Source organism: Bradyrhizobium lablabi (genome assembly GCF_900141755.1).
GTDB lineage: Bacteria > Pseudomonadota > Alphaproteobacteria > Rhizobiales > Xanthobacteraceae > Bradyrhizobium > Bradyrhizobium lablabi_A.
Genome location: NZ_LT670844.1, coordinates 74,593 through 87,241 on the forward strand (window position 1 = coordinate 74,593; position 12,649 = coordinate 87,241).

The 12,649-nt window shown below is 61.9% G+C and carries 12 protein-coding genes; 4 read left to right on the forward strand and 8 right to left on the reverse strand.

Going from position 1 to position 12,649, the window contains the following annotated elements:
- Nucleotides 1-208 precede the first annotated feature (208 nt).
- Nucleotides 209-1,390 (forward strand): bifunctional 2-C-methyl-D-erythritol 4-phosphate cytidylyltransferase/2-C-methyl-D-erythritol 2,4-cyclodiphosphate synthase, encoded by a 1,182-nt coding sequence (locus B5526_RS00335; RefSeq protein ID WP_079536009.1) that lies wholly within the window; start codon nt 209-211, stop codon nt 1,388-1,390.
- A 1-nt stretch (nt 1,391) separates the two neighbouring features.
- A complete protein-coding gene (locus tag B5526_RS00340) occupies nt 1,392-1,994 on the forward strand; it encodes a CinA family protein (protein ID WP_079536010.1) in 603 nt (200 codons plus the stop codon).
- Nucleotides 1,995-2,040: 46 nt separating this feature from the next.
- Here B5526_RS00340 and B5526_RS00345 read toward each other — a convergent pair whose 3' ends face one another.
- The 3 genes from B5526_RS00345 to lipA are packed head-to-tail and all read right to left on the reverse strand — an operon-like array spanning nt 2,041 to nt 4,033.
- On the reverse strand, nt 2,041-2,520 hold the full coding sequence (locus B5526_RS00345; RefSeq protein ID WP_079536012.1) for a type II toxin-antitoxin system RatA family toxin: 480 nt from the start codon (nt 2,518-2,520) through the stop codon (nt 2,041-2,043).
- Nucleotides 2,520-3,056: a DNA topology modulation protein gene (locus B5526_RS00350; RefSeq protein WP_079536014.1), complete on the reverse strand. Its 537-nt coding sequence runs from the start codon at nt 3,054-3,056 to the stop codon at nt 2,520-2,522. The genes B5526_RS00345 and B5526_RS00350 overlap by 1 nt, the downstream gene beginning before the upstream one ends.
- 17 nt (nt 3,057-3,073) lie before the next feature.
- Nucleotides 3,074-4,033, reverse strand: coding sequence for a lipoyl synthase (gene lipA / locus B5526_RS00355; RefSeq protein ID WP_079536015.1), 960 nt, complete (start codon nt 4,031-4,033; stop codon nt 3,074-3,076).
- Between the two features lie 143 nt (nt 4,034-4,176).
- Here lipA and B5526_RS00360 point away from each other — a divergent pair, with 143 nt between their 5' ends.
- On the forward strand, nt 4,177-4,779 hold the full coding sequence (locus tag B5526_RS00360; RefSeq protein ID WP_079536017.1) for a DNA-3-methyladenine glycosylase: 603 nt from the start codon (nt 4,177-4,179) through the stop codon (nt 4,777-4,779).
- Between the two features lie 563 nt (nt 4,780-5,342).
- On the opposite strand, the gene B5526_RS00365 is transcribed toward B5526_RS00360, so the two are convergent.
- Both B5526_RS00365 and B5526_RS37240 read right to left on the reverse strand, forming a co-directional pair.
- Nucleotides 5,343-6,008, reverse strand: coding sequence for a hypothetical protein (locus B5526_RS00365; protein ID WP_079536018.1), 666 nt, complete (start codon nt 6,006-6,008; stop codon nt 5,343-5,345).
- A gap of 61 nt (nt 6,009-6,069) precedes the next feature.
- The gene (locus tag B5526_RS37240; RefSeq protein WP_154071044.1) at nt 6,070-6,252 is read right to left on the reverse strand and encodes a hypothetical protein; all 183 of its coding nucleotides are present in this window, start codon (nt 6,250-6,252) and stop codon (nt 6,070-6,072) included.
- Between the two features lie 991 nt (nt 6,253-7,243).
- Between B5526_RS37240 and B5526_RS39660 the strand changes: the two genes are divergently transcribed.
- Nucleotides 7,244-7,603, forward strand: a complete 360-nt coding sequence (locus tag B5526_RS39660) for a hypothetical protein (protein ID WP_433994613.1) — start codon at nt 7,244-7,246, stop codon at nt 7,601-7,603.
- A 41-nt stretch (nt 7,604-7,644) separates the two neighbouring features.
- Here B5526_RS39660 and B5526_RS00375 read toward each other — a convergent pair whose 3' ends face one another.
- The 3 genes from B5526_RS00375 to B5526_RS00385 all read right to left on the reverse strand — a co-directional run bounded on the left by B5526_RS00375 (nt 7,645) and on the right by B5526_RS00385 (nt 12,270).
- Nucleotides 7,645-8,490 carry a class I SAM-dependent methyltransferase gene (locus B5526_RS00375; protein WP_079536021.1) on the reverse strand — a complete coding sequence of 282 codons (846 nt, stop codon included), beginning with the start codon at nt 8,488-8,490 and terminating at the stop codon, nt 7,645-7,647.
- A gap of 28 nt (nt 8,491-8,518) precedes the next feature.
- Nucleotides 8,519-11,386 (reverse strand): valine--tRNA ligase, encoded by a 2,868-nt coding sequence (locus B5526_RS00380; RefSeq protein ID WP_079536023.1) that lies wholly within the window; start codon nt 11,384-11,386, stop codon nt 8,519-8,521.
- 134 nt (nt 11,387-11,520) lie between these two features.
- Entirely contained in the window at nt 11,521-12,270 is a 750-nt protein-coding gene (locus tag B5526_RS00385) for a PopZ family protein (RefSeq protein WP_079536024.1), read from the reverse strand.
- Nucleotides 12,271-12,649: the final 379 nt, after the last annotated feature.

Sequence of the window (12,649 nt, forward strand, 5' to 3'; positions counted from 1 at the left end):
ACCCATTGTGAGCACAAATCTTGTGCAGTCAAGCTTCATGCCTACACTTTAGACAGTTCTAGAAATCTTGCAAGTGCACTGCAGCAAAATATGCCATTCCCACAGCAATTGGGAATCATTCTGTTTTTGCAGCCCAGCATGATAAGGGCAGTGCGCCAGCCGGCCAACGCTGCCTCGATCAACCCCGATTCGCCCGTAATTAAGTCCAATGCCGAAACCCCCACGGACTGCAGCCATCCTTGTCGCAGCGGGACGCGGACTTCGCGCGGGGGCCGGCGGACCGAAGCAATATCGCATGATCGGCGGGCAGACCGTGATCTTCCGGGCGATGGAGCCGTTCTGCCGCCATCCACAGGTTTTTGCAGTACAGCCGGTGGTGAATCCCGACGACACCGCGCTCTTCACTGACGCCGTGCGCGCATTGCGCCACGCGCCGCCTGCGCATGGTGGAGCGACGCGCCAGACCTCGGTGCATGCCGGACTGGAGGCACTCGCGCCCGAGAGGCCGGATATCGTTCTGATCCACGACGCGGCGCGGCCGTTCGTCTCGGCGGACCTGATTTCGCGCGCGATCGAGGCCGCGGGCCGCACGGGAGCTGCCGTCCCCGCGATTCCGGTCACCGATACCATCAAGCTAGTCGGGGAAACCGGCGATGTCGAAGCAACGCCCGAGCGCGCGCGGCTGCGGATCGCGCAAACCCCGCAGGCGTTTCGGTTCGACGTGATCCTCGATGCCCATCGCCGCGCCGCGCACGATGGCCGCAGCGATTTCACCGACGACGCCGCCATTGCCGAATGGGCGGGATTGACGGTCATGACATTTGAAGGCGATCCTGCGAACATGAAGCTGACGACACCGGAAGATTTTGTCCGCGAAGAAGCCCGCCTCGCCGCCTCGCTCGGCGATATCCGGACCGGAACCGGATATGACGTGCACGCCTTTGGCGACGGCGACCATCTGATGATCTGCGGCGTTCGCGTGCCGCACACCAAGGCTTTTCTCGCCCATTCCGACGGCGATGTCGGTCTCCATGCGCTGGTCGACGCCATCCTCGGCGCGCTGGCGGACGGCGATATCGGCTCGCATTTTCCGCCGAGCGATCCGCAATGGAAGGGCGCTGCCTCCGACCGCTTCTTAAAATACGCCGTCGATCGCGTCACCGCGCGCGGCGGCCGTATCGCCAATCTCGAGGTGACGCTGATCTGCGAGCGCCCCAAAATCGGACCGCTCCGCGACGTGATGCGCGCGCGCATCAGTGAGATCACGGGGCTGAGCATCTCGCGGGTCGCGGTGAAAGCGACCACCAGCGAGCGGCTCGGTTTTACAGGCCGCGAGGAAGGCATTGCCGCGACCGCGTGCGCCACTATCCGCCTTCCCTGGAACGACTAAGATGAGCGGCAGCGACGCCCGCGCCCTCTCCCGCTCGCTGCTCGATCTCTGCCGGATGCGCAAGCTGACGATTGCGACCGCCGAATCCTGCACCGGCGGGCTTGTCGCCGGCGCGCTCACGGATATTCCCGGCTCTTCCGACGTCATCGACCGTGGCTTTGTCACCTATTCCAACGAGGCCAAGCGCGCGATGTTGGGCGTGAAAGCGACGACGCTTGCGACTTTCGGCGCGGTCAGCAAGGAGACCGCGACCGCAATGGCGATCGGCGCGCTGGAACGGGCCGACGTTGATCTCGCGGTCTCCATCACCGGCATTGCCGGTCCGGGCGGCGCGACCCCGGGCAAGCCGGTCGGGCTCGTGCATTTTGCGGTGGCCGCCCGCGACGGCCGCATCATTCATCGCGAATGCCGCTTCGGCGCCATCGGCCGCAGCACGGTGCGCGCGCGCTCCGTCGTCGAGGCGCTCAAAATGCTGATGGAGCTCGCGCGCGGACCGCAGGTGGCGGCAAAACCGCGCCTGGAGGCCGCCGCGCGGCTGCATCCCCGCGTGGCGCGATCGCCACGGCGCAGCGCGGTGAAGCGGCGGCGGCCGCCGCGGACATAAGCCTGGAGTGTCGTTCTTCAGCGTCATTGCGACGGCAATTATCATCTCACGATGACGCCTTTTTTACCGTCCCCGCCTTCCCATAGATCTTGTCCGCGCGCTTTTCGAACGCGGCCACAAAACGCTGGAACGCGGTGTCGAACATCGTGCCCATCAGCATCGCCAGCATCCGGCTCCTGAATTCGTAGGACAGGAAAAACCCGACGTCGCAGGAATTCTCCGACTTCGGCTCGAACGACCAGCGGTTCTCGAGGTTGGAAAACGGCCCGCGCAGATATTCGACCAGGATTTTCAAATTGGAACGATCCAGCGTCACCTTGCTGGTGAAGGCTTCCCGCACCAGTTTGAACGATACGGTCATGTCGCAGACCACGATCTCGGTGCCGTCAGGCTGCTGCGTGCGCTGGCGTATTTTCAGCGCGCTGCACAACGGCACGAATTCAGGATAGCGCTCGACATCGGCCACCAGGTCGAACATCTCAGTCGCGCTGTGCTGAACCCGGCGCTTGCTGGAAAACTGCGGCATCAGTGAACGCTCGCCTGGATGGCCGATGACGCAACGTCCGTCAGATAGCGCCTCGCCTGAGCCCGGCGCGTGAAACAGACAAGCGTTTGATCGGGCCGCAACCCTCCGAAGTATTTCAGGAGCTTCGGCCGCTGCCGCTGACGATAGGTCCAGACATAGCGGAAGAACTCGGCGTCGACCTTTTCCGGACAGCCTGGCGCCATTTCCGGCCGCACCTGACCATAGCTTGTGGCGATCCGTGTCAGGATCCCAACCATGCAGGTTCGTCGCGGCAGATCGAACCAGATAACGCCATCGGCAATGCTCCGGCGCATCTCACCGCCGTGCGAAGTATAATTGCCGTCCATGATCCAGCGCGGCCGGCCAGCGGCTTCGGTCACGCGCTTTTCGAATTCTTTTGCGTCCGACGGCATCCAGCCGGGCCTCCAGTACAGCGCATCCAGCGACACCATCGGAATGCCCGTGATACCGGAAAGCCGGCGCGCAAATGTCGACTTGCCGGACCCGGACGATCCCATGACGAGAATGCGTTCCATGATCCAAAGTCCGGAAATTAGCGCAGGCGTGCCGCGCGCGCCGCCTTGAGCCTTGCGAAGTCGTCGCCGGCATGATGCGACGAGCGCGTCAGCGGGCTCGCCGATACCATCAGGAAACCTTTGGTGTAGGCGACCTTCTCGTAGCCCGAGAATTCATCCGGCGGCACATAGCGCATGACGGCGTGATGCTTGCGGGTCGGCTGCAGATATTGCCCGATGGTGAGGAAATCCACGTCCGCCGAACGCAAATCGTCCATCACCTGCAACACCTCGTGACGCTCCTCGCCGAGCCCCACCATGATGCCGGACTTGGTGAAGATCGTGGGGTCGATTTCCTTGACCCGCTGCAGCAGCCGGATCGAATGGAAATAGCGCGCGCCCGGGCGGACGCTGAGGTAACGCGACGGCACCGTTTCCAGATTGTGGTTGAACACGTCGGGCTTTGCCGCCGCCACGATCTCGAGCGCGCCCTCTTTACGCAAAAAATCCGGCGTCAGGATCTCGATGGTGGTGGCCGGGCAGCGCGAGCGGATGGCGCGGATGGTTTTGGCAAAATGCTCGGCACCGCCGTCGGCGAGGTCGTCGCGATCAACCGACGTGATGACGATATGGGCGAGCCCGAGCTTGAAGGTCGCTTCCGCGACGTGCTCCGGCTCGTGCGCATCGAGTGCGCCGGGCAGACCGGTTTTCACGTTGCAGAAGGCGCAGGCGCGGGTGCAGGTGTCGCCCATGATCATGAAGGTGGCGTGCTTCTTGTCCCAGCACTCCCCGATATTCGGGCAACCCGCCTCCTCGCACACCGTGACCAGGCCGTTTTCCTTGACGATGTTGCGGGTATCGGCATAGCCGCGGCTGGTCGGCGCGCGGACCCGGATCCAGTCCGGTTTCGGCGGCGAGACCGCATCCGGCCGGTTCACCTTTTCCGGGTGGCGCGGGCGCAGCGGAGTGGCTGAAACGGTATCGACGACGACGACCATAGAATGTCCGATCTGGCAGGTATCTTAGCTAATCCGCTTGCGAGCGAATCGCAACCGTTCGGCTTGTTAGCCCACGGTCTTTCGCCTATGGCATCCTCTGCCATATTTCTCTCCCCGCCCCCGATTTGCCCGTCTCGATTTGAATGGCTCAAAGCCGCACCCGCGCAACCGTCGTGCCTGATTTGGGCAAGCCGCTGAAGCGCGCGTTCTTCGGCCGCAGCGTGCATGAGGTCGCCCCCGATCTGATCGGTGCGACATTATTGGTCAACGGCGTGGGCGGCCTCATCGTCGAGGTCGAGGCCTATCATCACACCGATCCGGCCGCGCATTCGTTCCGCGGGCCGACGCCGCGCAACATGGTGATGTTCGGCCCGCCCGGTTTTGCCTATGTCTACCGCTCCTATGGCATCCATTGGTGCGTCAACTTTGTCTCTGAAGAGGAGGGTTCGGCCAGCGCGGTGTTGATCCGTGCCCTGCAGCCGACCCACGGTATTGCCGCCATGCGGCGCCGCCGCGGATTGCAGGACGAGCGGCCGCTGTGCTCGGGCCCGGGCAAACTGACGGAGGCGCTCGGCATTACCGACAAGCATGACGGCCTGGCGCTCGACGCCGCGCCGATCGCGCTGTATGCGCGGATCGGCAAGGTGGAAGTCACGACGGGGTTGCGGATCGGAATTACAAAAGCGGTCGAGTTGCCGTGGCGATATGGGCTGAAGGGTTCGAAATTTTTGAGCAAGCCGTTTTGACGGCCAGATACGACTTCGCCTTCTCGCGGCGCAATGCGCCCGAGTTGTGCATGAACTTTCCGCCCCGTGAGGGCGTGGGGAATGCCGGGCGCCGATGCACCCGCAGCCGCGCGTGTAGTGTAGTAAACACGCGCGTTAGTCACCACAGGTCCACCGGAACATCCCGGCATTCCCGCACGCAATGGTTTTACGGCTTATTTCGTGCTCTCCCCGGTGACCGGGCTCTTTTGCCACCGTCATCGGCAGATTGCTCCGCCAACTTGACACCAGCGTCGGGGTGTCAGGACCACACGACTTTGCCGTCCGCTTACGCGCTGTTCGTCAATAGCGCTGCCGCGTCCATCGCATCCCGTCCCGCGTTCGTGACGACCGCGAAGCGCCCCTCGAGTGGGACGAGACGGTGATTGATATACGGGTGATTTGGGTCAGACGCGAAGCGGAATATTTTTTCGAATGGGGCTCGACAGGTTTTTGCCTGACGGGCAAATCAGTATGGAAATTGAAAATGACGGACGAGTATTGACGGTAGGACTCGGGCTGAGCCGTGGACGCCGATGGGATCGTCACTGCCACGACGGAGATTTCGGAGTGGGTCCCATCGTGATGCGATCAAACCGGGTGATGCTGCCCGGTTCAGCCCACAAACCGATCGCGCCTGCATGCGGGAAAGTCTTGTCGTATCCCGTAAAAATCCAGACGCCGTCGAGATAGACGGTAAAGCGGTCGTCTTGTGCCCGAACCGCCAGGGTGTGCCAGAGATCGGCAGCTACATCCGCATCGACGCTGACGATTTCCTCCTCGAGGCCATTCCTGACCTGCAGAAGCAACGCCCTGTTTCTGCGCACGTCAATCTTGACGAGGTAGTAATCCGTCGGCGTAGCCATTCGCAACGCGAGGCCTCCGGCCTGATGAGATGCGCCGGAACTTGACTTGAAACGGAGCGAGAGGTCGCCGTTCTTCAGCGCGGCTGCATGACAAACAGCTAGCGCGTCCGCCGCTTCGGTCGTCGTTGCGCGAATGTATTCCATCGCATTGCCGGACGAAGCCGTTGTGTCGGCAACGACGACCCAGTCGCGCCGGGCCGCGCCGCCTGCCCCACAATCGGCCGGTGAAATTTCGATGCCACTCGCTACAATTTCCGCAGCCGTTTGCGCATCTTGCGCATGGACAACGATCGACGAGAGCATGAGCGCTGCTGATATCGCAACAACCAGGATTATGACGCGCATTACTGCGGCTCCAGCCAAACGTCGACCAATATTGGACCAGCGTTTCGGTTTCCGCCGCGCGTTATTGTAACGGCGTGCCCGTCGAAAGCTGGCCCGGATATGATGTTGTTCTGTTGGCCGCAACGGGAGAAATGGCTGCGCCGGCACTAAAGAAAAAATCTGGAACGGCTTCTAAAACGTCAAAGCTTGTTTGCAGCCATTGGATCGGCGAACGGCGCTTCGCATCGTACCGCAGCGGCTGCATGAGCAGCTATCACACTTGATAGTGCGAGAATGTGAACCGGCTCACATTTGGTTGAAAATGTTTGTTGAAGAGAGCGTGCGTCAGAGAAGAGTCATTTCCAGACCTCGACGACAAAACAAGCGGCAAACGTCGATCGATGTAGCCTCAAACGCTCCACCGAAGTCGCCAGTGAGTTCATCACAGAATGAAGTGGTCCCCCACATCAATATTCGACTGCCGCGCCTACGGCCCGGAAAATTTGTGACCGGTGAGATAAAAAGACTTTTGCAACACTATCCCTCCAAGGAGCCGACATCGTCAGCTTGACGCTTACGTCCGAAAAGTGCCCAACAGGCGACATACCGTCAAGAAAAAGTTTCTGCCGACGTAAACTAGTTCACATACAGCAAAGCTGCGACCGCAGTATCCCTTGATCCGATATCAGGCCAGTTGAACACAGCACGCTGCGTTCTCAATCTGGTCGTTCTAGAACTTAGATTGCAGTGAGACCTAAAACGCTATGTTCGAATAGCAGGCTGGCCCCGCTGCGAACCGGCGGCCGACCATACTTGAAGCGATTGTCGGATTGTATTGAGCGCGCGCCATAGCCCGCGCAAGAAAGGTCGCTGTAGACCGAATTGCTGGCAAGGACGTCGGTTGCCGCGCCCTGCCGCATTGTTCGATAGGATGGCACCGTGGCGGTACTTTCTTAATTGCGCTGCTTTGCACCGCGTGCATCGTCCTGTTCGCGAGCGAAGCCAGCGCTCAATGCACGGCGCGAGATGTCCTGCAGAACCGCTTGACGCTAAAGAACATTCCCTCAGCTAATATGCCGCCAGTTCTAGTCAGATCCGCTGTCGCTGTTCCCGTGTGGAAGACGATTACAGTAGGGACGTTTGCAAATTCGTTTGCCCTCCGTAGCGCGTTGAATGCAGCAGGTTGTGCCATCGGAGACTCGGCTGAGGAAATTCTCGCTCGACCGGCCTTTCCCCTTAGCGCTGCGAAAACAGACGTGGAGCTTTTCGCGGTGTCGGCGGCCGAACTCGGCTTTCAGACCGATACTGCGTCGCTGGCGGACATTTATGCGCGCGCTCAACAGCTGGGTTTTGGACTAGCGGCAGCAGCGGTCGCTCCGCACCTGAGGCTTCAATATTTTGACCAGCCGATCGGTGAATTTCTCATTATCGGAATGGAGCCAATCAAGACGTGGAAGGGCGAGCCCGTCATCTTGACCGTGGCTAATGGTGGGGCGGGACTAATCCTCATCGGCCAAGACGGTAGCGCCGACGCAGAAATACCCGTGGCGTCCCGTTTTCTGTTCGTGCGGTCCAATGAAGCCGCATTAGCAAAGACTGCCCAAGGGCCTCGATGAGGCAAGCTGGCGCGTGGCGCGATACGGACAGCGAAACGGGATTAAGGCGTCATTTGCGCCCGAACAACGTGCGGTCCTGCTCCGATCCTGATGTCCTGCTTCAATGCCCCATAAAAACGCTCGGTGAGCTCGGCAAGACCGAGATCATCGACAACGCCAAATCCCTTGTTGTGCAGCATGTCGGACAGTTCGGCGGGATCGAACAGACTGAGCCACGGCTCGCCTCTCGACGCGGCCCTCTCAGCGGTGGCCATGATGTTCGCCCGGCGCTCGGCCGGATAATTTTCGAAGGGCTCAGCGTAATCGAACACGACCTCCGATTCCGGCATGCTCGCAATGAAATCCAGCGTTGTCGATACCGCCTCGCGCGTCAGATAGGGCACGACGCCGAGCCACTGGAAGAACGCGGGGCGGTCAGCATGAAAGCCCGCGGCGGCCAATGCATCGGCCAGGCTTTGCCGCTCGAAATCGATGGGGGCGAAGATGAGCGAGGCGGGGATGGCAAGACCGGCCTCTTTCAAACGCTCGCGCTTCCAGCCCTGCGTGGCCGGGTAATCGACCTCGTAGACGCGGACACCCTCCCCGGCATGAGGGTTGCGCAACGAAAACGTGTCGAGGCCGGCACCCAACACGACAACCTGCTGCACGCCGCGGGCAACGCATGTGGCCAGCGTGTCCTCGGAAAACCGGCTGCGCGCAGCGATGAACAACCGCCACGGCCGCAGCGACGGGTTGGCCGCGGTTTCGTCGAGCGTCGCGCGGGTTTCGTCATCGAGAATCCGCGACGCGAAGGGATCGCGGAAAATGATTCCGCCATCCAATGTCTGATGGATCGCGCGATAGGCGGCCGCGCCGCGCGCGGTCTGACTTGGCTCTCCGACACGCAATGTGGCCTCCTAAACTGCCGTGATGGGGCTACTCCGCCTTCTTGAGCCGCTCCAGCGCTTCGAGAATCCTGGCCTTGCGCGCCACCGCCGCCTCGCGTTTTTCCTTTTCCTCTTCGACGATCTCTTCCGGCGCGTTGGCGACGAACTTTTCGTTCGACAGCTTGGCATCGACGCGCTTGATGTCGGCCTCGGCCTTTGCCATTTCCTTGTCGAGCCGCGTCTTCTCGGCGGAGAAATCGATCACGCCCTTGAGCGGCAACGCCGCGACTTCGCCGCGCACCAGAAGCTGCACCGCGCCTTCCGGCGGACGGTCGGCGAAGGAAATGTCTGACAGCCTCGCCATGCGCTTGATCACGTCACTCCATCGCGGCGCGCGTTCTTTGGTCTCGGTGGACGCGCCCGCCAGCACCAGCGGCGTCAGGGTTGCCGGCGGAATGTTCATTTCGGCACGCACCGAGCGGATCGCGGTGACGAGATCGACCACCCAGCCGATCTCGGCTTCGGCCGCGGGATCGCTGAACTCGTCGGCGTCGAGCGCCAGGATGACCGGCGGAATCAATGCGTCGCTTGGGTTCGCGGTCGATGCCGCCGCCAATTGCTCAGGCGTGAGCCCTTTCGCCTTGCGCGACCACGGCGCCAGCGCCAACAGCCCGTCGCGCTTTGCGGTGACCGCCCACAGCTCCTCGGTGATGAAGGGCATGAACGGGTGCAGCAGTTTTAGAATCTCGTCGCGCGCCCAGGCCACCATGGCGCGGGTCTCGGATTTGGCTGCACCATCCTCGCCGAGCAAGACCGGTTTTGCGAGTTCGAGATACCAGTCGCAATAGACGTTCCAGACAAAGCGGTAGATCGCGCCCGCGGCATCGTTGAAGCGATAGGCTTCGATCGCTTCCGTCACCTCGCGCGTCGTCCGCGCCGTCTCATGCGCGATCCAGCGGTTCAACGTCTCCCTGGCTTGGGTCGGATCGAATTCCGTGGGCAGCGCGCAGGCGTTCATCTCGGCGAAGCGGCAGGCATTCCACAGCTTGGTCGCGAAATTGCGGTAGCCCTCGACGCGTTGCGGTGAGAGCTTGATGTCACGCCCCTGCGCAGCCATCGCGGCCAGCGTGAAGCGCAGCGCATCGGCGCCATAATCGTCGATCAGATGCAGGGGATCGATGACGTTGCCCTTCGACTTCGACATCTTGGCGCCCTTCTCGTCGCGGACGAGCGCGTGGATGTAGACGGTCGGGAACGGCGCCTGCTTCATAAAATGCAGGCCCATCATCATCATGCGGGCGACCCAGAAGAAGATGATGTCAAAGCCAGTGACGAGCACGTCGGTCGGGAAATAGCGCTTCACCTCCGGCGTGTCGTCGGGCCAGCCCAATGTCGAGAACGGCCACAGCGCCGAGGAGAACCAGGTGTCGAGCACGTCCTCATCGCGGGTAATAAAGCCTTCGCGCTTGGAAGGATCGAGCGCCATCTCCCGCCCCTGCTCCGGCGTGATGACTTCCTGCTCGGCGTAATAGCCGAGCGCGTTGCCGACCGCCTCCTCCTCGGTCTCGGCGACGAACACCTTGCCGTCCGGCCCGTACCAGGCCGGAATCTGATGGCCCCACCAGAGCTGGCGCGAGATGCACCAGGGCTGGATGTTCTCCATCCACTCGAAATAGGTTTTTTCCCAGTTCTTCGGCACGAAATTGGTCGCGCCCGAGCGCACCGCCGCGATCGCGGGCTGTGCCAGGGTTTTGGCGTCGACATACCATTGGTCGGTCAGATAGGGCTCGATGACCACGCCGGAGCGATCGCCATGCGGAACCATGTGCGTGTTCGGCTCGACCTTCTCCAGGAATCCAAAATCCTCCAGCCGCGTCAGGATTCGCTTGCGCGCGACGAAGCGATCGAGGTCATGGAATTCCTCCGCGAACTCGCGGGATGCTTCCGGCAATCCGCGCAAATAATCCTCGTTGCCGACGAGGTTGAGCGCGGCTTCCTGGTCGAGCACGTTGATCTGCGGCAGATTGTGGCGCCTGCCGACCTCGAAATCGTTGAAGTCATGCGCCGGCGTGACCTTCACCGCGCCCGAGCCTTTTTCCGGATCGGAATATTCATCGGCGACGATCGGAATCTTGCGGCCGACCAGCGGCAGGATGACATGCTTGCCGACCAGATGCGCGTAGCGCTCATCGTCAGGATGCACCGCGACCGCAGTATCGCCGAGCATCGTCTCGGGCCGCGTGGTGGCGACCACGATAAAACTTGTGGGATCCTCGGGGCTGAAGCTCTTGCTTTCCAGCGGATAGCGTAAATACCAGAGATTGCCCTTGACCTCGATCTGCTGCACCTCGAGATCTGAAATCGCGGTCACAAGCTTCGGGTCCCAATTGACCAGCCGCTTGTCTTTGTAGATCAGCCCTTCGCGATGGAGATCGACGAACACTTTTACGACCGCGCGCGACAGGCCTTCGTCCATGGTAAAGCGCTCGCGCGACCAGTCGCAGGAGGCGCCCAGCCGTTTCAGCTGGTTGAGGATGATCCCGCCGCTCTCCGCCTTCCATTGCCAGACCCGCTCGAGGAATTTGGCGCGCCCCATATCGCCCCGGCCCGGCTCCTGGCGCTCCATCAATTGCCGCTCGACCACCATCTGGGTCGCAATGCCGGCGTGATCGGTGCCGGGCTGCCACAACACGTCGCGGCCGCGCATCCGCTCGAAGCGGCAGAGAATGTCCTGTAGCGTGCTGTTGAGCGCGTGCCCCATATGCAGCGAGCCCGTCACGTTCGGCGGCGGGATCACGATCGTGAACGGTTTTGCGTCAAGCCGCTCCGGCCGGCCGGCCTTGAACGCGCCGGCCTCTTCCCAGAGGCGGGACATGCGGCCTTCGATATCGGCAGGCTGGTAGTTTTTCTCGATCATCGCAATGCAATCTTGGATATGAAGGGGGCTAGAAAGCCGCACGCGCCCGCCAAGTCAACATGACAGGCACGTCAAAAGCTTGGATTAAGCCGGATGTAATGGCTGAATCGGGGCCGGCAATCCGCGGAGGCAGGCTATCGCCCGCGTGAAACCCGCTCGATTTCGGCCTTGACGATGCGCTCCACGAGGCCCGGCAGATTGTCGTCGAGCCAGGATTTCAGCATCGGCCGCAGCATCTCCTTGACCAGATCTTCCAGCGTCCGGGCATTATTGCTGAGCACGGTATGGGCGAGCGTATTGAATGCGCTTTCGACGGCGGACACCGTCGAACGCGACAGGATCGGCGGCGGGGGCGCTGAGGGAGTTTCAAGCGGCGGCGGCTCGAACATTGGCGGCCGTTGCATCGCCTTGGTGGCGGCGGTCTCGGTGAATTCGAGATCGTCCTCCGGTTCTACCTTCTGGAACGACGGCTGCGGCGGCGGTGTCGGTACCGCCATCTCGTCGGTGAGCTCGAACACCTCGGCTTCGGGCAGTGCCGGCCGTATCTCCTCCGGCGAGGTCGCCTCATCGAGGCCGTTCAGAAGAGCGTCGATATCGTCCTGGCTGTTGGACACGGCTGGCGCGGGGTCAGCCGGCTTCGGCGGCGGCGCCGGCGCCGGTTTTGCCGGCGGGGGTGAGGCAGCGGGCTTTGCGGTCGCGGCCGGTGCCGCCGGCGCAGCGGCCGGCGCCGCGGCGACGGGCTTGTCCGGCTTAGCTGGCGCCGCTGCCGGGGCGGCGGGCTTTTCGGCGGCCGCGGGCTTGGCTTCATCGTCGGCGATGATGCGCCGGATCGACGCCAAAATCTCCTCCATCGAGGGTTCTTGGACCTTCGCAGGCTGCGTCATCTCCGACTCCACATCATCAACGCCCTCGCGTCCCAAGTTTTACACTAAGCCCGAGAGGATTTGCCGGTTCCGGATATGCAGGCCGGGATTTTCATCGCACATGCCTGACTTGTCCCCAGATCAAGCGCCGCCCGACACGTCGCGCGGGATCCCGCCCCTGCTTAAGGCACTTAAAGCGCGCGGCCTTTGGCTCCCGGATGCGGCGCGAATCGCTCTGCTGCCTCCAAGAAGGTATGTCATCGCAATAATTGTGCAAGCAACGCGAAGCCTAAGCGATTCGCGACTGCACGCCTTTGTGCAGAGGCGCGCCTTGGCGCAGCATGGCCAAAGGCGTGCAGGCTTGAAAAGTGTAAAGGCTTGAAACCTGTAAAGGCTTGAA